The organism is Pseudotabrizicola sediminis (assembly GCF_004745575.1).
Taxonomy (GTDB): domain Bacteria; phylum Pseudomonadota; class Alphaproteobacteria; order Rhodobacterales; family Rhodobacteraceae; genus Pseudotabrizicola; species Pseudotabrizicola sediminis.
This window is the reverse complement of the sequence record NZ_RPEM01000010.1, coordinates 1-25,001: the sequence shown is the minus strand read 5'-3', so window position 1 is coordinate 25,001 and position 25,001 is coordinate 1. Positions and strand designations below refer to the sequence as shown.

Below are 25,001 nucleotides of genomic sequence, written 5' to 3'. Positions count from 1 at the left end.
GTTCCCGATGTCAGTCCTTGGTTTCGACGATCCGCACAAAGCTCGCCTGAGCGGCTTCGGGGGTGATCGATCCATCCTGGAAGAACTGCACGAACAGATCGTTGAGCTGGTTGTTCGTGTCTTCGGTGTTGAGCATGTTCACATCAGGCATGGTGTCACCTGCCGCAAGGATTTCGAGCCCCTTTTTCATGCAGTCATTGGCCGCTTCCAGATTGACGTCGCCACGCACCGGCAGCGAGCCTTTCTTGAGGTTGAAGGCCACCTGCGTTTCGGGCTTCAGAAGGGTCGCCGCAAGCACATCCTGTGCCGCCGTGATCGCCGGATCGTCGATCACCGGGAAGTAGAAGGCGTCACCCCCGGTCGAGATGACCGACCGCACGCCAAGGCCGGGAAGGCAGGTGTAATCCTCTCCGGCCACCAGATTGGCCACCGCGAATTCGCCCTGCGCCCAGTCGCCCATGATCTGCCCGCCGGCCTGACCGGTGATCACCATGTTGGTGGCCAGGTTCCAGTCCTGTATGTTCGATCCCCTGGACATGTCGCGGGCACTGGCGGCAGCGACAAAGACGCGCGCCATATCCTCTCCGGCGGCCAGTTCGGCATCCCCTTCGCCATAGATCTTCGCCAGCACGTCCGGTCCGGCGATCGTGGCCATCAGCACATTGAAAAGACCGGCGCTTTGCCAGGCCTGGCCGCCAAGGGCGAGTGGCAGGATACCGGCTTCACGCAGCTTTGGCGCCGAGGCGACATAATCTTCCCAGTTCGCCGGCACAGGCACGCCCGCCTTTTCAAAGGCCGCGTTCGACAGCCACAGCCACTGCCAGGAATGGATGTTCACTGGCGCACAGTAAATCTTGCCATCCAGGGTGCAGGCATCCAGCAGCGACGGTGGGTTGATCAGGTCTTTCCACCCTTCGGCCTCTGCCACTGCGGTGATGTCACGCAACAGACCCGCCTCGATCAGTTCTTCGGCCTGACGACCGTGATTGAACTGGAAGGCCCCCATCGGGTCCCCCCCGAGGATGCGGCTGACAATGATCGGGCGTGCGGTGCTGCCGCCCCCGGCAATGGCCGCGTCGACCCATTTGTTGCCGCTGGCATCAAAGGCCGTGGCCATCTCGGCAACAGCAGCGGCCTCCCCGCCGCTGGTCCACCAATGCGTGACATCAAGTTCGGTCGCGAAAGCCGCCGCAGGCAGCGTCACCGACGCAACCAGCGCCGTCGCCAGTTTAAAGGGTTTCATGCAGTCCTCCCGGTTTCTAAATCGTTATAGTAATTTCTATAACGTTATAGTTTTCCCGATCAAGCATTCTTTTCGCTTGTGAACCGGTTCTTACATGGCGTTGAATAGGGGGAATTCCGGCCTTGCCCGGCCCCGCCTGACCTGAAAAGACTGTCCCATGCCGCAGCGCCGCACCCCCTGTTTTTCCGCATACCGCAAGGCGCTTAGGCCCTGCGGTGCCGGGGAGCATCGTGCAGGCGCAGCATGGGGGGACTGCACCGACTCATTCCGGCCTGGCCAGCTTGTCTGCCGCATCAGCGGAGCAAACCCATGACCGGCGGCCTCGTCCCCCCCCTGCCCCCTGCCCTGCCTGATTCGGAGCATGAACGCCCGACGCTCAAAACCATCGCCGCCGAAACCGGGCTGGCGGTGGCCACGGTCAGCCGTGCGCTGAAGGACGCCCCCGACATCGGCGAGGCGACCAAGCGCCGCGTGCGCGAGGCGGCGAAGCGGCTGGGCTACCGCCCCAACCGCGCCGGTGTGCGCCTGCGCACCGGAAAGACCAACGTAATCGCGCTGGTGCTGTCCACCGAATCCGATGGCATGACCCACACCTCGCAGCTGATCTATTCCATCGCCAACGCGCTGCGCGGCACGGCCTATCACCTGATCGTCACGCCCTATTTCGCCGATCAAGACCCGATGGACCCGATCCGCTATCTGGTGGAAACCGAAAGTGCCGATGCCATCATCCTGAACCAGACCAAGCCCGACGATCCGCGCGTGCGCTATATGGCCGAGCGTCACTTTCCCTTTGCCACCCATGGCCGCACCACGATGGAGATCGAGCACAGCTATTACGATTTCGACAACGAAACCTTTGCCGCCATCGCGGTTGCCGCACTGGCAAAGGCCGGGCGCAAGCACCTGCTGCTGGTGCCCCCCCCGCGCACCCAGAACTATGCCCGCCACATGACCACCGGCTTTGTGCAGGCGGCAGGCCAGCACGGGCTGTCGTTCGAGGTGCTGACGACGGCCAATTCCGATTCCGGCAGCGCCGTGATCGAAGACGCGGTGCGCGCGCATCTGGCCAGCGCCACCCCGCGCCCCGACGGGTTGCTGTGCGGCTCGACCACCGCCGCCATGTCGGCGGTGAACGCGGCCGAAGCGCTGGGGCTGGTGCTGGGCCGCGACTTCGATCTGGTGGCGAAAGAGGCGCTGCGCTTTCTGCACCGCTTCCGCCGCGAGATCATGGTCGTGCATGAAGATGTGCGCGAAGCGGGCGGGTTTCTGGCGCGCGCCGTGGTCGCCGCCGTCGAACACCGGGACACCCCGGCCAAACAAGGAGTGGAGCGGCCCGGTCGGGTGGAACGCTGCACCGATGACAAGGGAGGACGACAATGAAGGCGATCAAGGGACCGGCGCTGTTTCTGGCGCAATTCGCGGGCGACGAAGCCCCGTTCAACTCATGGGACAGCATCACCAAATGGGCGGCGGGTTGCGGCTATATCGGCGTGCAGATCCCCAGCTGGGACGGGCGGCTGTTCGATCTGGACAAGGCCGCCGCGTCACAGGGCTATTGCGACGAGATCAAGGGCGTGGCCGCGGCCAATGGCATCGCCATCACCGAACTGTCGACCCATCTGCAGGGCCAGCTGGTCGCGGTGCATCCGGCCTATGACTCTGCCTTTGACGGCTTTGCGGCCGAGGCGGTGCGCGGCAAGCCTGCGGCCCGGCAGGAATGGGCGGTGGATCAGGTCCGCAAGGCGCTGACCGCCTCGAAACACCTTGGCCTGACCGCGCATGCCACCTTTTCCGGCGCGCTGGCATGGCCCTACATCTACCCGTGGCCGCAGCGCCCGGCGGGTCTGGTCGAGGAAGCCTTTGATGAACTGGCGCGCCGTTGGCGGCCGATTCTGGACCATGCCGAAGACTGTGGCGTCGACATCTGCTATGAAATCCACCCCGGCGAAGACCTGCATGACGGCATCAGCTATGAGATGTTTCTGGACCGGGTGAACAACCACCCCCGCGCCAACATGCTGTACGACCCCAGCCATTATGTGCTGCAACACCTAGATTATCTGGACCATATCGACATCTACCACGACCGCATCCGCATGTTCCACGTCAAGGACGCCGAGCTGAACCCGACGGGGCGGCAGGGCGTGTACGGCGGCTTCCAGTCCTGGGTAAACCGGGCCGGGCGGTTCCGCTCGCTTGGCGACGGGCAGGTCGATTTCGGCGGCATCTTCTCGAAACTCACGCAATACGGCTTTGACGGCTGGGCGGTGGTGGAATGGGAATGCTGCCTGAAACACCCCGAAGACGGTGCGCGCGAAGGGGCCGATTTCGTGCGTGCGCATATGATCCGGGTGACCGAAAAGGCGTTTGACGATTTCGCAGGGGCCGGGACGGACCGGGCCGCGAACCGGCGGATGCTGGGGCTGGACTGACCGTTGCGCCGCGGGGGTTTCACACCCCCGCACCCCCGTGGGATATTTATGAACAGATGAAATCAGGAGGGCTTTTACATGGCCATCACAGCGGCACATGTGGCGCGGGCACCGCGCATCCGGTTGGGAATGGTCGGCGGCGGGCGCGATGCCTTTATCGGCGCGGTGCACCGGATTGCGGCGCGGATCGATGATCAGTACGAACTGGTGGCGGGGTGCTTTTCATCAGATGCCGAAAAGTCGCTCGCCTCTGCCGCCGATCTCGGCGTGGCGCGGGCCTATGCCGACTTTACCGAAATGGCCTCAAAGGAGGCGCGGCGCCGCGACGGGATCGAGGCGGTGGCCATCGTGACGCCGAACCACATGCACGCGCCGGTGGCGCTGCAGTTCCTCAAACGCGGCATCCATGTGATCTGCGACAAGCCGCTGACCCATACTCTGGCAGAGGCGAAGAAACTGGCAAAGGCGGCAGAGGCCTCGGGCGTGGTCTTTGCGCTGACGCATAATTACACCGGCTACCCGATGATCCGACAGGCCGCCGCCATGGTCAAGGCGGGCGCGTTGGGGCAGATCCGGCTGGTGCAGGTGGAATATGCGCAGGACTGGCTGGCCGAACCGGTGGAAGAGACCGGCCAGAAACAGGCCGGCTGGCGCACCGACCCTGCGCGCTCAGGTGCCGGGGGCAGCACCGGCGATATCGGCACCCATGCGTTCAATCTGGCGAATTTCGTCTCTGGCCTGAGCGTGGAAGAACTGGCCGCCGATCTGCAGGCCTTCGTGCCGGGCCGCCGGGTGGATGACAACGCCCATGTGCTGCTGCGCTATGCAGGCGGCGCGCGAGGGATGCTGTGGTGCAGCCAGGTCGCGGCGGGGCAGGAAAACGGGCTGCGGCTGCGGATCTATGGCACCAAGGCAGGCATCGAATGGGAACAGGAAAACCCCAATTACCTGTGGGTCGGCCCGCTGGGCCAGCCGAAATACCGGCTGACGCGGGGCGGGCCGGGGTCCGGCCCCGAAGCCGGCCGCGTGACCCGCATCCCCTCTGGCCACCCCGAAGGCTATCTGGAAGGCTTCGCCAACATCTACGCCGAAGCCGCCCGCGCCATCATCGCGCGGCGCGATGGCAGCACGCTTGACCCCGCCGTCACCTTCCCCGGCCTGAAAGAGGGGCTGGAGGGCGTGGCCTTTGTCGATGCCTGCGTGCGGTCCTCGGCCCGCAACGCGGCCTGGGTCAAGCTGAACCTCTGAGGCATTGCACCTTTGCTGAAATACGCCCGCCGGAGGCGCCCGACAGCGCCCCCGGCAATCCCGTATCAGGCCCGCAACCGCCCGCGTTCGCGCTGCAACCACAGCAGCGTCAGCAGCAAGGGCGCGTTCTGCACCTCTCCGCTCGCAACCAGCGCCATGGCCTGATCAAAGCTGATCAGATGGCCGCGGATGTCTTCAGCCTCATCCTCCACGCCAAAGACGCCTGCGGCCCCGTCGGGCAGTTGGGTGATCGCGACATAGGAATAAAGAAACTCGGTCTTGGCCCCCGGTGACGGGTAATAGCTGGCCACCGGCAGCAAGGGGCCAAGGGTCAGGCCCGCCTCTTCCACCGCTTCGCGCCGGGCGGCGTCTTCCGGGGTCTCCCCCGGGTCGATGCGGCCCGCGATGGCCTCCAACTGCCAGGGGTTCGGGTCGCCCCGCCCCAAAGGGCCCGCGCGCACCTGTTCCACCAGCAGCACCCGATCGCGGGCCGGATCATAGGGCAGTACGGTGACAGCATCGCCCGAGATAAAGACCGCGCGGTTGATCGGCGGGCTGGTCGTGCCGTCAAAGCGGCGGAAGGTCAGGTCATATTCCTCGACCGCGAAGAAATGGGCATAGGGCTGGCGCGCGGCCTGCAGCGCAACGTCCCCCGGCGCAGAGCGGACCGCGTTCGGGGTCTGTTCGGACCGCGCCCGCAACCGGCTGGCCGCGCGCACCCTGATGGGCCCAAGCCGGGCACGCAGGCGGGCGGGCGGGGTCTGGCCGAACCGTGCCATCACCTCCACGGCGGTTTCCACCGCCAGCGCCGCGTGATCGGCCAACCAAAGCGCGGCGTCCCACGGGCCAATGTCTGCCGGACCGGCAGTCAGCGCATAGGTGATCGCCGGTGCCGTGCCCATGGCCGAGGTCAGGCGCACCTGCCGCGCCCCAAGCCCGGTGGCCTTGGCATAAAACGCCAGCCGCGCCGCCTGTGGCGCTGGCGCCTCCAGCACCGCGCCTTCCACCTTGGCGCCCCGGTGCGGCGCAAGCGCAAAATGGCCGGGCGCGTCCACCAGCCTGCCGTCGCGACCGCCAACAAAGGCCGGCGACAGCGCAAAATCGCCCCCAAGGATCACATCCAGCAGCGGGCGGTGGCACAGCGGGCCGCAAAGAAAAATCAGGGTCATCCGTGAAAACTTTCTTGGCGCGTCAGTTCCACCGCTTGCCCGCCCAATGTGCCACCGCCCCGCCAATCAGCCCGCCCAGCAGCAGAACCCCAAGGACATCTGGCTGCGCCAGCGGCGGGGCCAGCACCATCGCCTGTTCAAACACCCCCAGAATGGCATCCAGCGGGGTTTTGTACCGCCCCTTCATCGCGCGGCCCAGCACATCGACGATGGCAAAGATCACCATCACCACCACCACAATGGTCAGCGAGGTGCGGATGCCGGTGCCCATGGCATCAACCCGGCTGCGGCTGCGGTGCGCGGCCCTGCCCATGATCACCCAGCCACAGGCCGCGCCAACCAGCGCGCTCACCTCGCGCAGCAGCCCCGCGCTGCGGCCTTCGGGCAGATCCAGCGCATAGAAATGGGCGGCAACGGCAGCGACAAGGGCAAAGGCGATAGCGGCAAACAGTTTGGCGGCGGTTGGCATCCTGCTCCCTTTCCGCCGCGTACCGTCAGGCCGGGCGTGTCACGGTAATCTGTGTCACATCGCAGTTTCCGCCGCGGAAGGCTCCGGCGCAAGAGGCAAGGTAGAAGTTCCACATCCGGCGGAACCGCTCGTCAAAGCCCTGCCGCGCGATGTCGTCCCAGCGGGCGTTGAACACCTCGTGCCAGCGCCGCAGGGTCTGGCTGTAGCTTTCGCCGAACTCGATTGACCCTTTCAGGCTGAGCCCCGCCTTTTCCACCTCTTCCTTCAGGCGGAAGGGGGCGGGCAACATACCGCCCGGGAAGATGTATTTCTGAATGAAATCAACGCCGCGCTTGTAGACCGGCCAGCGGTGATCGGGCACGGTGATGATCTGCAGCGTGGCATGGCGCCCGGGTTTCAGCCGGTCGCGCAAGGTGTTGAAATAGGTCGGCCAATAGCGCTCGCCCACCGCCTCAAACATCTCGATGCTGGCGATGCCGTCGTAATGGCCGCGCTCATCGCGGTAATCCAGCAGCTTGATTTCCACCCGGTCCGACAGGCCCGCACGGGCCATGCGGTCCACCGCGTAATCGTATTGCGCCTGCGAAATGGTCAGCGCCGTCACCCGCAACCCGCGTTTGGCCGCAGCATATTCGGCAAAGCCGCCCCAGCCGCAGCCGATTTCCAGCACATGCTCGCCCGGTTGCGCGCCCATCTGGTCGACCATCGACGCGTATTTCTGCTCCTGCGCCTTTTCCAGACTCTCCTGCCCCGATTGGAACAGCCCGCTGGAATAGGTCATGCTGTCATCCAGCCACAGCCGGTAAAAATCATTGCCCAGATCGTAATGCGCGTGGATGTTCTTTTTCGCCTGTTTGCGCGAGTTCGAGTGCAACCAGAAGCGCATCTTTTCAAAGGCGCGGAGCAGCCCCATGCCGGGATAGCCGTCCTGCACCGGATTGTTGGTCTGCATCTGCACCAGATCCAGAAACGCCTGCAGATCGGGGCTGGACCACCAGCCATCCAGATAGGCATCGCAAAACCCCAGATCGCCTTCGCGGATCATGCGGGCAAACAGATCATTGTTGTGAATGACAATTTCTGCCACCGGCCCCGGCTTGGCGCCCTCCAGCCGGAAGCGGCGCCCGTCGGGCAGCACGAAATCCAGCCGGCCTTCGCCCAGGCGGTTGGCCACCGCAAAGGCCTGCGTGAAATAGCGCGGCAGGCCGGTCTGGCCTTTGGTCGTCGTCAGAAATTCCATCTTCCCTCCCCGGGGAATTGTCTTCTTTTGTGTACAGTTTCAGATACGGGCCAGGCGCTCAAGAGTTTCGCGCCCCATATGCCGCAAGGGCGCGTTTGCGCCCTTCGCCCAGATCGACCAGCGGTTCAGGATAGGGGCGTTTGGGGTCAAGCCGCCACGCCTGCGGCACCGCGTCAAAGTAAGACAGCGCCATCGGGCTTGGATCGCGCGCGATTTCGGCAATGAACCGGTGGCGGTAATCGGCCTTGGGGTCGAATTTTTCCACCTGCGTCGCCGGGTTGAAGATGCGAAAGAACGGCGCCGAATCCGGGCCCGAGCCGGACGCCCATTGCCACCCCATCGCGTTCGAGGCCGGGTCCCAGTCGATCAGGCAGTCGGCGAACCAGTCAAGCCCCACTTTCCAATGCGTCATCAGATGCTTGGTCAGGTAGCTTGCCACAATCATCCGGGCGCGGTTGTGCATGCGGCCGGTCACATACATCTCACGCATCGCGGCATCGACAAACGGCTCGCCGGTCAGGCCGCGCCGCCAATATTCGGCATCCTTGTTGTCCTCGCGCCACGGGAAGGCATCCCATTCGGGCTTCCAGTTGGCATGGGTGATGTGCGGGGTGTGGTGCATCAGGTGATAGGCGAATTCGCGCCAGACCAGTTCTTTCAGAAACGTCTCCGCCCCCCGCGCCCCGCCCTGCATCGCCCGCCACCCGGCCGCCCAGATCCGGGCCGGGCTGATCTCGCCATAGGTCAGGTTTTCCGACAGGCCCGAGGTGCCGTCGGTCGCCGGCAGATCGCGGTCGGTGGCGTAAGTGTCAAGCCGGTTGGCGACAAAGAAATCCAGCCGCTCCTGCGCCATCGCCTCGCCCACCTGCAGGTGATAGCCCACCACACCGGCCCCGCGCCGCATCGCAGCCCCCATCTGCCAAGCGTCCAGATCGTCACTGTCAGGCCAGTCTGCGGGCGCAGGCAAGGCCTGTGGTGCAGGCAAGGGCGCAGGCACAGGCCGGTTCCGCACGGCTTTCCAGAACGGGGTGTAGACCTTGTAAAAGCCACCCGTGCCGGTCTCCACCTCCCAGGGCTCGAACAGCAGATGCCCGGCAAAGCTGCGCGCGTCGATGCCCTGCCCCTTCAGGGTTGCCTTGACGCCGGTATCGCGTGCCACGGACGCCGGGTCATACAACCGGTGCCACCAGACCCCCTGCGCCCCGGTCTCGGCGATCAGCCCCTGCAACACCTCCAGCGCCGGGCCGCGCCGGAAGGTCAGGCGCGATCCGATATCGCCCAGCGCCTTGGCAAATTCGGCAAACCCCAGCCCCAGCCGCCATTTCGGCGCCGCGCCCAAGGCCTCGGTCTCCGGGTCCAGAATGACCAGCGGGATCAGCGGACGACCGCTCCGCACCGCTTCGGTCAGCAGGGGGGAATCCATCAGACGCAAGTCCCGGCGCAGCCAGAGGATCAGGGGGGCATCAGTCATAACTCGGGCGCGCTTTCTGGTTCCGTCTTACGACTACGGCGAAGATCCGCTTTCGGATCATCCGCCTGTCTGAATATTAACAAAATGCGGCGGATTAGCAAAAGGTAGCGGGCAAACCGGTTCCGGCAATGGATAATTGTGCCGGAACCGGGCGCGCGTCCTGCGCGCGGCTACAGCGCCCGGTCCAGCGCCGCGATCAGCCGGGCCACCTCGTCTGCGCTGGTGTAATGCGCCGCACTCATCCGCAACACCCCCTTCGCCCCGTCCACCCCCAAAGCGGCCAAGGGGCGGACGGCATAGAAATCGCCACCCCCGCAGGCGATCCCATCGCGGCCCAGCGCCTCGGCCACCGGCAGCGCAGGCCGGTCCAGCGCCACCGCCACGGTGGGCGCACGCGCGCCGGCGTGGCGCGGCCCGATCAGCCGCAGATCATTGCGCCCGGCCAGATAGTCCAGCAAGGGCGCAATCACCGCCACCTCGGCCGCGCGCATCATATCGTGCACCCCCCGGCCCCGCGCCGCCGCATCACCGGAAATGCCATGCGCGGCGGCAAAGGCATCGACATAATCCGCCATCCCGGCACAGGCCGCGATCTGCGCATGGTCGGGCCCCGCCGGGGTGTGGCGCTTGTACAGCACCGCCTGGTTGAAGAAATGCGCCTGCCCAGGCAACTCCATCCCGAACTCCTGCCGCAAGACCATGATGCCCTGATGCGGGCCAAAGGTCTTGTAGGCGGAAAAGAGATACGCGTCGCAGCCCAGGGCCGCCACATCAGGAAAGCCATGCGGCGCATAGCTGACCCCGTCCACCACCGTGCGCGCCCCCGCCGCCCGCGCCATGGCGGCAATCATTGCCACATCGTTGATCTCGGCCACCACGTTGGAACAATGCGGAAACGCCACCAGCCGCACCCGGCCATCGTCCAGCAGCCGCGCCAGATCCGCCGGATCAAGGCTGCCGGTCTGCGGGTCGATCTGCCATTCGCGCACCTCGATCCCGTCGTCGGCCAACCGCCGCCAGACGCCGGAATTGGCCTCATGGTCCTGATTGGTCACCACAATCGCCGCGGTCTTGCCCTTCAGCCAGCCCCGCACCGCCTGCGCCAGCACATAGGTATTGGCGCTGGTCGACGGCCCGAACGACACCTCCGGCCCCGCCACGTTCATCATCGCGGCCAGACGCCTGCGCGCCTCGTCCATCTCCTCCCCCGCCAGCTCCGATGCCGGATAGGGCGCATAGGGCTGCACCTTGCGATGGGTGTAGAACCGCGTCAGCCGGTCGATGACCTGACGGCACGGATAGCTGCCCCCGGCGTTTTCAAAAAACGCATGGGTCGACAGCACCGGGCTGTCAAAGGCCGGAAACTGCGACCGAACAAACTCAAGATCAAGCGCCATGCTGCCCCTCCGCTAAGCTTGCGCCATGGTTGACGGGGTCAGGACGGAAAGACAAGCCGCCCCCGCCCGTCCCGCCTCTGATTTCATCTGTTCCCAAATATCCCGGGGGGAGGCGCGAAGCGACGGGGGGCTGGCCCCCCTGCGACGGCGCCGCCTGTGCTCTGCCGGGCGCCCTAGCCCTGCACATCCACCACAACCCGCCCCTGCACCTCGCCGCGCAGGATCGCCGCCCCCAGTTCGGGCACCTGCGCCAGCGTGGCAGGCCGGATCATCGCGTCGAGCTTTTCCATCGGCAGGTCGGCGCCGATCCGGTCCCAGGCCTGCACCCGGCGGGCATAGGGCACGGTCACCGAATTGATCCCCAACAGGTTGATCCCACGCAGCAGGAAGGGGATGATATTGGCCGGCACCACCAACCCACCCGCATTGCCCACCGCCGCCACCGATCCGCCCGCCTTCAGCTGCCCCAGCACGCGCGCAAGCATCTGCCCGCCCACCGCATCGACACACCCCGCCCAGACCTCCGATTCCATCGGGCGCTTGATCGCCTCGGCCAGATCGGCGCGGGGCACAAGGCGGCTGGCCCCCAGATCGCGCAAATAGGGCTCCGTCTCGGGCCGCCCCGTCACGGCCGCCACCGAATATCCCAGCCGCGCCAGCACAGCCACCGCGACCGACCCAACCCCCCCGGCGGCCCCGGTCACCAGCACCTCGCCAGCCTCAGGCACCAGCCCGTGTTCCTCCAGCGCCATCACGGCCAGCATGGCCGTGAAACCGGCCGTGCCCACCGCCATCGCCTGCCGGGTGCTCAACCCCTCGGGCAGGGGCACCAGCCAGTCGGCCTTGACCCGGGCGCGTGTGGCAAAGCCGCCCCAATGCGCCTCGCCCACGCGCCAGCCGGTCAGCACCACCCTGTCACCGGGGGCATAGCGCGCATCATCCGACGCCTCGACCACCCCGGCAAAGTCGATTCCCGGTACATGCGGATAGGTCCGCACCAGACCGCCGCCCGTGGCAGACAGGCACAGCCCGTCCTTGTAGTTCAGCGTCGAATATTCCACCCGCACCGTCACATCGCCCGCAGGCAGCGCATCATCAGGCAGCTCGGCAAGCCGTGCCACTGCCTGCCCGTCTTCGCCCTTTTCCATCAGAACTGCCCGCATGACTCTCTCCCTGCTTTTCTGTCGTGCCCAAGACTGCGCCACTGCGCCGCCGGTCTGCCCTCAAGCAGGCAACAGACGCGGGCGAAGGTCAAGCCCACCCGGGTGGTGGGGCGGCCTGTCCCTTGCCGCATGACCCTGCCGCTCTCACATTGTGTTGACGCACGGGGCTTCGCGTGGGCCCGATCTGCGCTTGTGCCCGATCTGCGCTTGTGAGTGGCGAAAACGTTTATTAACTCTCACCCCAAGGTCCGTGGCGCGGGGATGCGCGGGCCATATCCAAAACAGAGGAACTGCAATGAACCACAAGAAACTTCTGCTCGCCTGTGCCGCTTCCGTCCTCGCCCTGTCCTCCGCCGCCCGTGCCGCCGACCCGGAGCTGCTGGTGTTTGACTGGGCCGGCTGGGAAATTGACGGTGTGCTGACCGATTACGTCGCCAAACATGGGCAAAAACCGACCTACAGCTTTTTCGGCGATGATGATGAGGCGTTTCAGAAAGTGTCGTCCGGCTTCCGTGCCGATATGGCACACCCTTGCGTCGCGTCCTTGCCGCGCTACCGCGATGCCGGTCTGATCGAACCATGGGATGTCTCGCGAATTCCGGAATTCGCCAATCTGGCACCTCAGTTGCTCGAGTCCGAGCTGATTCAGGATGCCGAAGGCGTCTGGTTCATCCCGACCGATTACGCCTACACCGCCACCGCCTACAACACCGAGCAAGTGCCTGCCACCGATGTGGCCACGCTGAACGTGTTCACCGATCCGAAATATGCTGGCCGCATCTCGCTGCCCGACAGCTCGGATGATGTCTGGTCGCTGGCCTTTCTGGCGACCGGCGTGACAGACTGGGACAATGTGACCGACGAGCAGTTCACCGCCGCCGCCGACTGGCTGCGCGAGGCGCACAAGAACGTGCGCGCCTATTGGTCCGACCCGTCCGAGATGTCGCAGCTGATGGCGACGGGCGAAGTGCTGGTGGCATGGTCGTGGAATGACGGCGTCGCCCTGCTGTCGGCCGAAGGCTTCCCCATCGGGTTCGAACGCAGCCCCGCCGAGGGCGTGGCGACATGGTTCTGCGGTTTTGTGAACATGGCCAATCAGCCCGGTTCGGAAGACAAGGCCTATGACTTCATCAACTCGCTGCTGGCGCATGGCTCGGCGCAGGCCCTGCTGGACGAACTGGGCTACGCCCATTCCAACACCGAAGCGATGAAGACCATCCCCGAAGACGCGCTGAAGGCGGCCTTCGTCGATCCGGTCACCACCACCCTGCTGGCACAAACCCCGGTGTCGGCCGATTTCCGTGAGAAGATGATCAACGAGTTCGAGCTGATCAAGTCCGGCTTCTGATCCGGCCCTCTGGCCCTTCGCGCCCGGCCGGACCCTCCGGCCGGGCGTCGCTTTGCCGGGCGCACAAGCGGCCCTACGCTTGCCATACGTAAGCCATACGTCGATCAGACGCGCGCCATACCCGAAAACCCTGCCGATACCGTCTTGTGACCGCCCCCCGCCCCGCCTATATTAGCCCTGTGCGGGGCAACCCGGACTATGGTGATAAACGCACCTGTAATAGACGGCTCGGACCCGGGGGCGGTACCCGGCGACTCCACCATTCCACCTGTTCGTTTCAGGGGTTCGGGGTCGAAATAGGATCGACGAACGTTCAAAGAGGCCAGCTTTTACTCGGTGAGGTACCACCGTTATCGGTCCAAAAGTACAGTTGCAAACGACAACCGTGCTCCGATGGCGATGGCTGCGTAAGCAGTCGGAACTATCGAAACTTAAGCCCTTGCGCTTAGCCGCGTAAGGCGGGGTTCGCAGGTACCTGGCAACAGAAACCTGCACCTTTTCATTGCCTTGCCCGCTGTCGCCGCATCGTGACTTGCGCAAATCTGCGGCACACGCCACGCTTTGCGGATGCGTGCATTGGCCCTCTGCTTCTCTTTGCTGCCTGCCCCTGCCCCAGCCTGCGACGTGGCGCTGGTGCTGGCCATCGACGTCTCCGGGTCCATTGACGCGGGCGAATACCGCATCCAGTCCACCGGCACCGCCGACGCGTTGCAAGACCCCGCCGTGGCCGAGGCGCTGCTGGCCGGACAGGTCGCGCTCAGCGTTCTGCACTGGTCCGGCCTTGGCCAGCAGGCAGTGGTGCTGCCATGGACACGGATGCTGTCGGCACAGCACATCGCCGACGCCGCCACCCACATCCGCACCACCCCCCGCGCCTTCGCCGGATCCGATACGGCGGTGGGTCAGGCGATTGACGAAAGCCTGTCGCTGTTTACGCAAGTACCAGATTGCAAACGAAAAATCATCGACATCTCGGGCGACGGCCCGGAAAACAGCGGCAACACCGCCCGCGCCGCCCGCAGCCGCGCCGGTGCCGCCGGGGTCGCGATCAATGCCATAGCGATCGAGGATGTGGGCCAATCCACCGCCATCACCCGGTTCTACCAGACCTGGGTGATCACCCAAGGCGGCTTTGTGCTGACCTCGCGCGGCCTGGCTGCCTATCCGCAGGCCATCCGGCAAAAGCTGCTGCGCGAATTGGAAAAGCCTGCATCCTAAAGCCTTGCACCTTTCGCAAAGTCCCCCGCGCGGAGCGCTTCTGTAGCCTGCCACAGGCCGCACCGGCCAAAGACCCATGCCCCAAGACCCGCCGAGGGCGGTGGCGCCTGAGGCGGGCCTTACCCCCCTATCCGCCTGCGCAAAACAAAGGTATAGACCGCGCTATGTCGCACAACCCGCCCAACCTTCGCCCCGATCTGGCCCCGCGCGCCACGTTCTCCGAGGCCCCCCGCCCCGGCCAGCCCACCATCGGCATGGTCAGCCTTGGTTGCCCCAAGGCGCTGGTCGATTCCGAACGCATCCTGACCCGGCTGCGCGCCGAAGGCTACGCGATCAGCCCCGATTACAAGGGCGCGGATGCGGTGATCGTCAACACCTGCGGGTTTCTCGACAGTGCCAAGGCCGAAAGCCTTGATGCCATTGGCGAAGCGCTGGCCGAAAACGGCCGGGTGATCGTTACCGGCTGTCTGGGCGCGGAACCCGAATACATCACCGGCGCGCATCCGAAGGTGCTGGCTGTAACCGGCCCTCATCAGTATGAGGCGGTGCTGGACGCGGTGCACGGCGCGGTGCCGCCGATCCCCGATCCGTTCATCGACCTGCTGCCCGCCCGCAGTGTCAGCCTGACACCACGCCATTACAGTTATCTCAAGATTTCAGAGGGCTGTAACCACAAGTGCAAGTTCTGCATCATCCCCGACATGCGCGGCCGTCTGGTCAGCCGCCCGGCCCATGCGGTTTTGCGTGAGGCGGAAAAGCTGGTCGAAGCCGGGGTGCGCGAACTGCTGGTGATCAGCCAGGACACGTCTGCCTATGGCGTCGACCGCAAGCATGATCTGTCGCCCTGGAAGGGTGGCGAGGTGCGGGCGCATATCACTGACCTTGCGCGCGAGATGGGCAAGCTGGGGGCTTGGGTGCGGCTGCATTACGTATACCCCTACCCGCATGTGCGCGACCTGATCCCGCTGATGGCCGAAGGGTTGATCCTGCCTTATCTCGACATCCCGTTCCAGCACGCCCACCCGGAGGTGCTGCGCCGCATGGCGCGGCCCGCGGCGGCGGCAAAAACGTTGGACGAGATCGCAGCCTGGCGCGCCGCCTGCCCCGATATCACCCTGCGGTCCACCTTCATCGTCGGCTATCCTGGCGAGACGGAAGCCGAATTCCAGACCCTGCTGGACTGGCTGGACGAAGCGCAGTTGGACCGTGTGGGTTGTTTTCAATACGAAAACGTCGCCGGTGCCCGTAGCAATGACCTGCCGGACCACGTGCCTGCCGAAGAAAAGCAGAATCGCTGGGACCGCTTCATGGAAAAGGCGCAAGCCATTTCCGAAGCAAAACTGGCCGCCAAGGTGGGTCGCACCCTGCAGGTGATCGTCGATGAGGTGGACGCCGACGGTGCCACGTGTCGCACCATGGCCGATGCGCCGGAAATCGACGGCAACCTGTTCATCGACGAAGGCTTTGAAGGTCTGGCCCCCGGTGACATTGTCGCCGTCACGGTTGACGAGGCGGGGGAGTATGATCTTTGGGGGCGGTTGGTGAGGTGACCCGCCGCCAGCAGCGGGCAAAGCGTCCGGCTGTGCCTGTCTTGACGCCACCGCCTGTCCCTTTTTTGATCACTCCCGGCACCAAAATCACAATCCACCGCATTTTCAGCATATTTTCGCCAATTCTTCACGATTTCGACGTCTGACCAGGTAAAGTGACCCACACTATGAGTGACCATGTTGATATCGGGCGTAAGCGGCCTTGCCCCCGCCAAATCTGCACCCAGGCAGCGGCCCGCATTCCGGGATCTGCGGCCATGACCCACCGAGGCAATACTCTTCATGCTTGATGTCAATCCCACCTCATTGCCGGGGGTCATGCTGCTGACGCCCCGACGCTTTGGCGATGCCCGTGGCTGGTTCACCGAAAGCTGGAATGCCGAGCGGATGGCGGCAGCCGGGCTGGACCTTGGTTTTGTGCAGGACAACCATTCGTTTTCCGCCGAACCGGGCACCCTGCGCGGACTGCATTACCAAAAACCGCCCCGGGCGCAGGACAAGCTGGTGCGCTGCACGCGCGGCGCGATCTTTGATGTGGCGGTCGATGTGCGGCAGGGATCAGCAACCTATGGCCAGTGGACCGGGGCGGAACTGACCGCCGATAACGGCCACCAGCTTCTGGTGCCACGGGGCTTTCTGCACGGCTTTGTCACGCTGGTGGCCGATACCGAGGTGCAGTACAAATGCACCGACGGCTATGCGCCCGATTGCGACGGTGCGGTGCTGTGGGACAGCTGTGGTATCGACTGGCCCCTGCCGGTCGCGCAGCCAGTGTTGTCCGACAAGGACCGCGCGGCGCAGCCTTTTACCGAGTTCGACTCTCCTTTTGTTACAGGAACATACGCATGAAAATTCTGATCACCGGCGGCGCGGGGTTCATCGGGTCGGCCGTGGTGCGGCAGGCGGTGGCGCGCGGGCATCACGTGGTCAATCTGGATGCGCTGACCTATGCGGCCAATCTGGACAATGTGGCATCGGTTGGCAATTCGCCGCTGTATCAGTTTGAGCAGGCCGATATCCGCGACCGGGCGGCGCTGACCCGAATTTTCAGCACCCATGCGCCCGATGCCGTGATGCATCTGGCCGCCGAAAGCCATGTCGACCGGTCAATCGACGGTCCGGGCGATTTCATCGACACCAATATCACCGGCACCTTCAACATGCTGGAAGCCGCCCGCGCCCATTGGCAGGCCATGGGTCGTCCCGACACATTCCGCTTTCACCACATCTCAACCGATGAGGTCTTCGGCAGCCTTGGCCCCACCGGTCAGTTCGACGAGTCCACTCCCTACGACCCGCGCAGCCCCTATTCCGCGTCCAAGGCGGCCAGCGACCATCTGGTGCGCGCCTGGCACGAAACCTATGGCCTGCCGGTGGTGTTGACCAATTGTTCCAACAATTACGGGCCCTTCCACTTTCCCGAAAAGCTGATCCCGGTCGTCATCCTGAACGCGCTGCATGGCCGCCCGATCCCGGTGTACGGCAAGGGCGAAAATGTGCGCGACTGGCTTTATGTCGAAGACCATGCGACCGCCCTGCTGATCGCATTGGAAAAGGGCGTGCCGGGGCGCAGCTATGCCATCGGCGGCGAAAACGAGCGCCGCAACATCGAACTGGTGCGCACGATCTGCGAATTGCTCGATGAGATGCGCCCCGCTGGCGCGCCACATGACCGGCTGATCAGCTTTGTGACCGACCGCCCCGGCCATGACGCCCGCTATGCCATCGACCCCAGCCGGATGCGCGAAGAGCTTGGATGGTCACCATCAGTCACGGTCGAGGAAGGCTTGCGCCGCACCGTGCGGTGGTATCTGGACAACGAAAGCTGGTGGCGGCCGCTGCTGGACCGACAGGGCGTGGGGCAGCGACTGGGGACCGCGCCATGAAGCTGCTGGTCTTCGGGCAAACCGGACAGGTGGCGCAAGCGTTGGCACGGCTGGTGCCGGAGGCCACGTTTCTGGGCCGCGACCGCGCCGATCTGACCGATCCTGCCACCTGCGCCCGCGCGATTGCGCAAGCCCGCCCCGATGCGGTGATCAATGCTGCTGCCTATACGGCGGTGGACAAGGCCGAGAGCGAAGAATCGGTGGCCCGGGCGGTCAATGCGCTGGCCCCCGAGGCGATGGGCCGGGCCTGTGCAGATCTGCAGGTGCCGCTGGTCCAGATCTCGACCGATTATGTCTTTGACGGTGCGGGCACGGCCGCGTTCCTGCCCGACGACCCGGTCGCCCCACTGGGGGCCTATGGCCGGACCAAAGCCGAAGGCGAGGCGCTGTTGCGCGCGACCGGGGCGGTGCATGGCATCCTGCGCACCAGTTGGGTGTTTTCGGCAGATGGGGCCAATTTCGTGAAAACCATGCTGCGCCTGCCTGATACCCGCGACCGGCTGACGGTGGTGGGCGATCAGGTGGGCGGCCCGACCCCGGCAGCGGCGATTGCGCAGGCCTGCGTGACGATTGCGCATGGGCTGCGCACTGATCCTGCGCTGTCGGGCAGCTACCACTTTTCCGGTGCGCAGGACACGACCTGGGCCGATTTTGCCCGCGCCATCTTTGCCCTGTCGGGGCGCAAGGTCGATGTGGTGGACATCCCCACCGCCGACTATCCCACCCCGGCACAGCGACCGCTGAATTCACGGCTGGACTGTACCACCACCCTGACCGCTTTCGGACTTGCCCGGCCAGACTGGCAGGCAGGTCTGCGTGATGTTCTTACAGATTTGAAGGTTTTGGCATGACACAACGCAAAGGGATCATTCTGGCAGGCGGATCGGGCACAAGGCTGTGGCCCATCACCATGGGCGTGTCAAAGCAGCTGTTGCCGGTCTATGACAAGCCGATGATCTATTATCCGCTGTCGACGCTTATGCTGGCCGGCATCCGCGAGATTGCGATTATCACCACCCCCGAAGATCAGGAGCAATTTAAACGCCTGATGGGCGATGGGTCGCAATGGGGCCTGCGGTTTGAATGGATCGTCCAGCCCACGCCCGACGGGCTGGCGCAGGCCTATCTGCTGGCCGAGGCGTTTCTGGACGGCGCGCCTTCGGCCATGGTGCTGGGTGACAACATCTTCTTTGGTCATGGTCTGCCGGAGCTGTTGAAAGCTGCAGACAGCTGCGACACCGGCGGCACGGTCTTCGGCTATCGCGTCACAGACCCCGAACGCTATGGCGTGGTGGCCTTTGACAGCAACGGAACGGTGAAGGAGATCATTGAAAAGCCTGCCGTGCCGCCGTCGAATTACGCGGTGACGGGGCTGTATTTCCTGGATGGCCGCGCGCCGGAACTTGCCCGGCAGATCAAACCTTCGCCAAGGGGAGAGCTGGAGATTGTGGATCTGTTGGCCGTCTACCTGACCGAAGGCAGTCTGCAGGTGCAGCAGATGGGGCGCGGGTATGCGTGGCTGGACACCGGAACGCATGAAAGCCTGCTGGATGCCGGCAATTTCGTGCGCACTCTGACCGGTCGACAGGGGCTGCAGGTTGGCTGCCCCGATGAAATTGCCTATGTCCTGGGGTGGATCACGGCGGATGATCTGATGCGGCGGGCGGGAGTCTTCCGCAAGAACGACTACGGCAAGTATTTGCTGACGGTTGCGCAGCAAGGCTAGGCCTTGGGCGGGTCGCGTGCTCCTTAAAGTTTGGCGGGCCTTAGAAACGATTTGTTAACCATTATGCTGCACGCAGTCCCTTGTGGGGGATGTGCCAGCGTGGGTTGTCGTATCACGAAACACCGGTGGACAGGGGGGGATCTTGCTGTTCCGTCCGTCAGGACAACAGGAAGATGGTTCTTGAGAAGTGACAGGAATGGGCAAGCAAAAGAAACTGGCCGGACCCGTTATTCGGCTGGCAGTCGCCTTTCTGCTCCTGTCCGTTCTGGCAGGCTGTTCCACCCCCCGGGGTGCCGCGCTGCAAAGTAAGGTGTTGCGCGGCCAGTCCAGCGAAAACGCTGAATTTCAGGTGGTTGAGGTCACGCGTGCTTCGGTCGATCAGGTGGCGCAGTGGCCCCGGACCGGTTGGGCCGGATCGTATCACTGGCTGCCCAACGCGTCTGGCGTGAACAGCCCGCTGATCGCGCCTGGCGACCGGATTTCGCTGGTGATCTGGGACCCGCAAAGCAATTCGCTGATCGCCACCGCGGGTGAGCGGTCGGTGGCGCTGCCCAACCTGATGGTCTCGCCCGAAGGAACCCTGTTCGTGCCCTATGTGGGCGACATCATGGTGCGCGGCAAAACCCCGTCGCAAGTGCGGCAAGAGATTGAGACCGCCCTGGCCCCCACCGTGCCCTCGGCGCAGGTGCAACTGACGGTGGATGTGGGTCGGTTGAACTCGGTCGATATTGTCACCGGCGTCGGCCGTGCCGGGCCCTATCCGCTGATGGACCGCAACACCACGATCCTGTCACTGATCGCCCAGGCCGGGGGCATCGCCTCGACCCTGCGCAATCCGCTGGTGCGGTTGATCCGTGACGGGCGGACCTATGAGATCCGGGCGGAAAGCCTGTTTTCGGACGGGTCAAAGAATGTGCTGCTGAAGGGCGGCGACAAGGTGTTTGTCGAAGAAGACCGCCGCTATTTCACCGCCATGGGGGCAACCGGGCGGGAAGAGCTCATCTATTTCGACCGCGAGGCTGTCAGCGCGATGGAAGCTTTGTCGCGCGTCGGCGGTTTGGCAGATGCGCGGGCAGACCCGAAGGGCATTCTGGTTCTGCGCAACTATGCGGCCAAAGACCTGCGCGCGGACGGGTCTGGGCCGGGCAAGACGCAGGTGGTGTTCACGATTGATCTAACCAGCGCGGCGGGCCTGTTCGCGGCACGCGCGTTCGAGATCAACCCCAAGGACACAATTCTGGTAACGGAATCGCCGATGGTGGCCGCGACGTCAATCATGGGGCTGTTTGGCAGTGCGTTCGGGTTGCGCAATGTTGCGACCTCGGACTGACCGGCGGCCCGCACGTGGGCAAGGATTGCCGCACCAAGGTTGCCCCGCGTTCAACCATCGGTTTGGCGGTGTGAGCAGCAGGTGATGGTAGGGGGTGCGATGTCGGAAAGCCAAAGCTGTGCCAAGGGGCCCCCGCTGCCAGAACCTGCTTTGCTGATGATTTGCCTTGATGGTGCCGCGCTTGCGACGGGCCCGGTGGCAGGGCACCCTAGCCCGCAGACCGTGGTGTTTTCGCCGGACGGGCCAGAGGCCGGATCTGACAGCATGACGCAGGTGCCGCCCGGTTTGCACCATATCGCCGCGATTCCCGGCCCTGTGACAGTGGAGTGTGAGGTGTTGCGGTACAACATGCCTGGGTTGGCAAGCCTTGCAGACCCGACGGCAGACCTGCTTGACCTGCTGCCGGGGCTGAAGGAGACGGGGCGAAGGCCGGTGCAGCGGCTGGGGCCAAAGGATCTGGTCGCGTTGCTGCCCACCGGTGTCGATATCACCGTGCATGTCAATTGTCCGGGTGCCGAGGCAGAGGTTATGGACGCGCTTTGGCAGTGCCTTGGACCGGACCGGATCACCCGGATCACCCTGCACTGCGGCGAGGCGGCATTTTTCAAAGGTTCCAAGGGGCGGGCCGAGATCGAGCAGATGCTGCGGGCGCGATCCTATGAACAGACCGGACATGACAGAACCGATCCGGATTGGCCCGTGATCTGCTTTCAGCCCGATCTGAAGGCCAGACAGATCACTGCGCTGGTGGCGCGGGTGAATGAGCTGTCAGCGTCCCTCGCCACCACTCTGGCCGCGCAGGCCGGGGCAGAGGCGCGCGCGGCGGAGCTGCTGGTCCAGAGCCGGTCCCTCCAAGAGGCGAAGGATGCAGCTGACCAGTCGCTCGCCGCCACTCGGGCCGAACACGACGCGATACGCCAGTCCCTTGCCGCCCAGCAGACCGCCGCAGCCGACGCGATCCTCAAACGCGACGCGTCTCTGGCGGAACTGGCCCTTGCCGCGCGGATGCAGGCGATGCAAGCGCTTGACCTGCGCGATCTGCGCACGCAGCTGGACCACAGCACGCGCGAGCGTCAGCGGCAGGAAGACCTGTTACGCAAGCTGACCCCCAGACTGGCACAGGCGGCGGCGCATCTGCACGCGTTGCACATTGGCGAGAACGATGCGCCAGCGGAGCCAATCGGCAAGGACGTGGCGCAGGCAAAGCCCGCCAAGCTGCCCGGTCCCCCAAAGGACAAAAAGCGCCGCAAGACCAAGCCGGGGCCGGAGCGATGACCGCGCCCCCAAGCGCCCGCCGCCTTGCCGCCGATCTGGACGACGCGCTTGGCCTGCTGGCCGGGTATCGCGGCCCCGGGGATCACGGTGACGCGGCAGAGCCTCTGCCCAGCCTGCTGGCGCAATGCGTGGCAATGTGTGACGGATTTGCAGACCCGGAATCCGTCCGCAGCATCCACCATTTTGCCTGCACCGGGGGCACCTTGCTGTCACGCTGCGTGGCGGCGCTGCCCAACACGGTGCTGATGAGCGAAATTGACCCACTCAGCCGGATCAAGCTGGGTCCGAAGTATTCAAAGACCGAATTTGCGCCCAATGATGTGCTGCTGCCCTTGCTGCGCGCTGACCACCGCGTGGACCAGGCCGTGATTGTTGCGGCGTTTCAGGCGGCTATCGCGGCGACCGTTGCGGGTCTGGCCCGGCGGGGTCAGCGGGTGGTGCTGCGCGACCATCCGCATTCGCAGTTCTGCACGGATGTGGATCCGGCCTCGCGCCCCGCCGTGCAGGAGATGCTGGCCCAGTGTGGCATGCTCAGGGCCTTGGTTACCGTGCGCCACCCGCTGGACAGTTTTGTCTCGCTCGACACGCTGGGGTGGCGGCATTTTTTGCCCTTCACTCTGGAAAACTACAGCCTGCGCTATCTGACCTTTCTGGCCCGGCATGCCAGCCTGCCGGTGCTGCGCTACGAAGATTTTGTCGCTGATCCGCAGGCGGGGTTGGCGCGGATCTGTGATCATCTGGATCTGCCCTTTGAACCCCTATCGATTGATCTGAACGGCGCCATTCAAATCAGCGGCGACAGCGGGCGGTCAGGCAACGGCATCGCCCCCCGCCCCCGGCGTACGGTTCCCCCCCAGATCGAGGCGCAGCGCGGCGACTCGCGCTATACCCAGCTGTGCGCGCAGCTTGGCTACGATCCTTAGCCGACAAAGGCTTTCATTTCTGGCTCAGCTGTCTTCCCGGCTGACCGGCAGGTCGTGGCCATGGGCCTTGAGCAGCGCGTGACGCCGGGCGGCGTTCAGGTCATGCGCGACCATTTCAGCACACATCTCTTGCGCGGTGATCTCGGGCGTCCAGCCCAGCTTCTCCCGCGCCTTTGTCGGATCACCCAGCAGGGTTTCAACCTCGGCGGGGCGGAAGTAGCGCGGGTCGATGCGGAGCACCACATGGCCGGGGCGGACCGCCGGGGCCTTGTCGCCCTGAACATCCACCACAGTTGCGGTTTCATCCACACCTTCACCCTGAAAGCTGAGCCGCAGGCCAAGTTCGGCGGCGGACCAGGTGATGAAATCGCGCACGGAATATTGCTTGCCGGTGGCAATCACATAGTCTTCGGCGCTGTCTTGCTGCAGCATCATCCACTGCATGCGGACGTAGTCTTTGGCGTGGCCCCAGTCGCGCAGCGAGTCGATGTTGCCCATGAACAGGCAGTGCTCCAATCCCTGCGCGATGTTGGCCAGCCCCCGGGTGATCTTGCGGGTCACGAATGTTTCTCCCCGGCGGGGGCTTTCGTGGTTGAACAGAATGCCGTTGCAGGCAAACATGCCATAAGCCTCACGGTAATTCACCGTGATCCAGTAGGCATAGAGCTTGGCCACCGCATAGGGGCTGCGGGGGTGGAACGGCGTCGTTTCGCGCTGCGGGGTTTCCTGCACCAACCCGTAAAGCTCCGAGGTCGAGGCCTGATAGAACCGGGTTTTCTGGTCCAGGCCCAGAAAACGGATCGCCTCCAGCAGACGCAGGGTGCCGGTCGCATCGACATCGGCGGTGTATTCCGGGGCCTCGAAGCTGACGGCAACATGGCTTTGCGCGCCCAGATTATACACCTCATCCGGCTGCACCTCGGCCAGAATACGGGTCAGATTCGACGTGTCTGACAGATCGCCATAATGCAGGCGCAGCCGGGCGTTATCGAGATGAGGGTCCTGATAGATATGATCGATCCGCTGGGTGTTGAACTGCGACGCGCGCCGCTTGATGCCATGGACCTCATAGCCTTTGTCCAGCAGAAATTCGGCCAGATACGAGCCGTCCTGGCCCGTGATACCGGTGATAAGCGCGCGTTTGGTCATGATCTTTCCCGTCTTGGGTTGCAGGTCAGGCCGCAGGGGCCAGCAAGGAATAGCCGCACAAGGCCACCAGCTTGCCACCGGGAAGGTGTTTGCGCAGCGACGCCAGATAGCTGCCGTGCACCGACATCGGCACAAGGATCAGTTTGTTGTAGCCAATGAAGACGGGCCAGAGCGTGGGCCGCCGCTGCAGATAGGTCACCGCACCTTCGAACACGCCAACCCAATGCGCGTTCAGGATATCGTCCAGAAAGACCGCCCCCCTGTCGTGCAGGATGGCTTCGGCGAACTGCAGGTCGCTGAGGGTGTGTTCCACCGTATGGCCGCCGTCGACCGAAATCACCTTGGGCGGGGTGGCGCGGAACCGGGTGGGGTCGCCATGGCGCAGGCGGGTGGAATCCCCGGCAATCGTGTGAACATTCGCGCCACCGTGACGGTCAAACAGGCGCAGGCTTTCCGCGAACTTGCCGCTGCTGCCATGACCGCTGCGGTCGATGTTCAGCGCCTGATCCTCAAACAGATCGATCGCAAAGGACGGTCCCTCCGCCGGCTCCACCATGGCATTCAAAGGCAGAAAGAAACGTCCGTGATGCACCCCAATTTCCAGCACACCACCCTGCACCGCCATTTCGGTCTGCGTTTGATGCAGCAGTTTCAGGATCGGGAGAAGACGGGCGTCAACCCAGCCTTCGACCTTTTTGAAACCGTCATTTGCGTAGGAGTCTAGGGTCAGGACCCATTGATCTTGCGATTGCGGCGTGATT

General features: G+C 64.4%; 22 protein-coding genes and 1 other RNA gene. 14 read left to right on the top strand and 9 right to left on the bottom strand.

Going from position 1 to position 25,001, the window contains the following annotated elements; genetic code table 11:
• Nucleotides 1–10: 10 nt before the first annotated feature.
• Nucleotides 11–1,243 (bottom strand): ABC transporter substrate-binding protein, encoded by a 1,233-nt coding sequence (locus EEB11_RS14715; protein ID WP_135432587.1) that lies wholly within the window; start codon nucleotides 1,241–1,243, stop codon nucleotides 11–13.
• A 309-nt stretch (nucleotides 1,244–1,552) separates the two neighbouring features.
• Between EEB11_RS14715 and EEB11_RS14710 the strand changes: the two genes are divergently transcribed.
• The 3 genes from EEB11_RS14710 (at nucleotide 1,553) to EEB11_RS14700 (ending at nucleotide 4,926) form a co-directional block, all read left to right on the top strand.
• Complete coding sequence (locus tag EEB11_RS14710) at nucleotides 1,553–2,626, top strand: LacI family transcriptional regulator (protein WP_135432585.1); 1,074 nt, start codon at nucleotides 1,553–1,555, stop codon at nucleotides 2,624–2,626.
• A complete protein-coding gene (locus EEB11_RS14705; RefSeq protein WP_135432583.1) occupies nucleotides 2,623–3,678 on the top strand; it encodes a sugar phosphate isomerase/epimerase family protein in 1,056 nt (351 codons plus the stop codon). Before EEB11_RS14710 ends, EEB11_RS14705 begins: the two co-directional genes overlap by 4 nt.
• 78 nt (nucleotides 3,679–3,756) lie before the next feature.
• Nucleotides 3,757–4,926 (top strand): Gfo/Idh/MocA family protein, encoded by a 1,170-nt coding sequence (locus EEB11_RS14700; protein ID WP_245298926.1) that lies wholly within the window; start codon nucleotides 3,757–3,759, stop codon nucleotides 4,924–4,926.
• 65 nt (nucleotides 4,927–4,991) lie between these two features.
• On the opposite strand, the gene EEB11_RS14695 is transcribed toward EEB11_RS14700, so the two are convergent.
• The 6 genes from EEB11_RS14695 to EEB11_RS14670 form a co-directional block, all read right to left on the bottom strand.
• Nucleotides 4,992–6,095 (bottom strand): NUDIX domain-containing protein, encoded by a 1,104-nt coding sequence (locus EEB11_RS14695; RefSeq protein WP_135432581.1) that lies wholly within the window; start codon nucleotides 6,093–6,095, stop codon nucleotides 4,992–4,994.
• Between the two features lie 22 nt (nucleotides 6,096–6,117).
• Nucleotides 6,118–6,564, bottom strand: coding sequence for a TrgA family protein (locus tag EEB11_RS14690; protein ID WP_135432579.1), 447 nt, complete (start codon nucleotides 6,562–6,564; stop codon nucleotides 6,118–6,120).
• A 25-nt stretch (nucleotides 6,565–6,589) separates the two neighbouring features.
• Nucleotides 6,590–7,804: an SAM-dependent methyltransferase gene (locus EEB11_RS14685; RefSeq protein WP_135432577.1), complete on the bottom strand. Its 1,215-nt coding sequence runs from the start codon at nucleotides 7,802–7,804 to the stop codon at nucleotides 6,590–6,592.
• A gap of 58 nt (nucleotides 7,805–7,862) precedes the next feature.
• Nucleotides 7,863–9,275 (bottom strand): cryptochrome/photolyase family protein, encoded by a 1,413-nt coding sequence (locus tag EEB11_RS14680; protein WP_135432575.1) that lies wholly within the window; start codon nucleotides 9,273–9,275, stop codon nucleotides 7,863–7,865.
• A gap of 170 nt (nucleotides 9,276–9,445) precedes the next feature.
• Nucleotides 9,446–10,672 (bottom strand): aminotransferase class V-fold PLP-dependent enzyme, encoded by a 1,227-nt coding sequence (locus EEB11_RS14675; protein ID WP_135432573.1) that lies wholly within the window; start codon nucleotides 10,670–10,672, stop codon nucleotides 9,446–9,448.
• A gap of 173 nt (nucleotides 10,673–10,845) precedes the next feature.
• Nucleotides 10,846–11,820, bottom strand: a complete 975-nt coding sequence (locus tag EEB11_RS14670) for an MDR family oxidoreductase (RefSeq protein ID WP_435531113.1) — start codon at nucleotides 11,818–11,820, stop codon at nucleotides 10,846–10,848.
• 310 nt (nucleotides 11,821–12,130) lie between these two features.
• Here EEB11_RS14670 and EEB11_RS14665 point away from each other — a divergent pair, with 310 nt between their 5' ends.
• The 11 genes from EEB11_RS14665 (at nucleotide 12,131) to EEB11_RS14615 (ending at nucleotide 23,091) form a co-directional block, all read left to right on the top strand.
• Nucleotides 12,131–13,183, top strand: coding sequence for an extracellular solute-binding protein (locus EEB11_RS14665; RefSeq protein ID WP_135432569.1), 1,053 nt, complete (start codon nucleotides 12,131–12,133; stop codon nucleotides 13,181–13,183).
• 140 nt (nucleotides 13,184–13,323) lie between these two features.
• Nucleotides 13,324–13,679: a transfer-messenger RNA gene (gene ssrA / locus EEB11_RS14660) on the top strand.
• A gap of 71 nt (nucleotides 13,680–13,750) precedes the next feature.
• The gene (locus EEB11_RS14655; protein WP_135432567.1) at nucleotides 13,751–14,401 is read left to right on the top strand and encodes a DUF1194 domain-containing protein; all 651 of its coding nucleotides are present in this window, start codon (nucleotides 13,751–13,753) and stop codon (nucleotides 14,399–14,401) included.
• Between the two features lie 164 nt (nucleotides 14,402–14,565).
• Nucleotides 14,566–15,951 (top strand): 30S ribosomal protein S12 methylthiotransferase RimO, encoded by a 1,386-nt coding sequence (gene rimO, locus EEB11_RS14650; protein WP_135432565.1) that lies wholly within the window; start codon nucleotides 14,566–14,568, stop codon nucleotides 15,949–15,951.
• A gap of 282 nt (nucleotides 15,952–16,233) precedes the next feature.
• Entirely contained in the window at nucleotides 16,234–16,800 is a 567-nt protein-coding gene (gene rfbC, locus EEB11_RS14645) for a dTDP-4-dehydrorhamnose 3,5-epimerase (protein WP_135432563.1), read from the top strand.
• Nucleotides 16,797–17,837: a dTDP-glucose 4,6-dehydratase gene (rfbB, locus tag EEB11_RS14640; RefSeq protein WP_135432561.1), complete on the top strand. Its 1,041-nt coding sequence runs from the start codon at nucleotides 16,797–16,799 to the stop codon at nucleotides 17,835–17,837. Before rfbC ends, rfbB begins: the two co-directional genes overlap by 4 nt.
• The gene (rfbD, locus tag EEB11_RS14635; RefSeq protein WP_135432559.1) at nucleotides 17,834–18,688 is read left to right on the top strand and encodes a dTDP-4-dehydrorhamnose reductase; all 855 of its coding nucleotides are present in this window, start codon (nucleotides 17,834–17,836) and stop codon (nucleotides 18,686–18,688) included. The genes rfbB and rfbD overlap by 4 nt, the downstream gene beginning before the upstream one ends.
• Complete coding sequence (rfbA, locus tag EEB11_RS14630; protein WP_135432557.1) at nucleotides 18,685–19,563, top strand: glucose-1-phosphate thymidylyltransferase RfbA; 879 nt, start codon at nucleotides 18,685–18,687, stop codon at nucleotides 19,561–19,563. The genes rfbD and rfbA overlap by 4 nt, the downstream gene beginning before the upstream one ends.
• Nucleotides 19,564–19,759: 196 nt before the next feature.
• A complete protein-coding gene (locus EEB11_RS14625) occupies nucleotides 19,760–20,893 on the top strand; it encodes a polysaccharide biosynthesis/export family protein (protein WP_135432555.1) in 1,134 nt (377 codons plus the stop codon).
• A 150-nt stretch (nucleotides 20,894–21,043) separates the two neighbouring features.
• Nucleotides 21,044–22,168 carry a hypothetical protein gene (locus EEB11_RS14620; protein ID WP_135432553.1) on the top strand — a complete coding sequence of 375 codons (1,125 nt, stop codon included), beginning with the start codon at nucleotides 21,044–21,046 and terminating at the stop codon, nucleotides 22,166–22,168.
• Complete coding sequence (locus EEB11_RS14615; RefSeq protein WP_135432551.1) at nucleotides 22,165–23,091, top strand: sulfotransferase family protein; 927 nt, start codon at nucleotides 22,165–22,167, stop codon at nucleotides 23,089–23,091. Before EEB11_RS14620 ends, EEB11_RS14615 begins: the two co-directional genes overlap by 4 nt.
• A gap of 24 nt (nucleotides 23,092–23,115) precedes the next feature.
• Here the strand turns inward: EEB11_RS14615 and gmd are convergent, their stop codons facing one another.
• Both gmd and EEB11_RS14605 read right to left on the bottom strand, forming a co-directional pair.
• A complete protein-coding gene (gene gmd / locus EEB11_RS14610) occupies nucleotides 23,116–24,240 on the bottom strand; it encodes a GDP-mannose 4,6-dehydratase (RefSeq protein ID WP_135432549.1) in 1,125 nt (374 codons plus the stop codon).
• Between the two features lie 25 nt (nucleotides 24,241–24,265).
• On the bottom strand, nucleotides 24,266–25,001 hold a 736-nt coding region (locus tag EEB11_RS14605; protein WP_135432547.1), incomplete at its 5' end, for a class I SAM-dependent methyltransferase.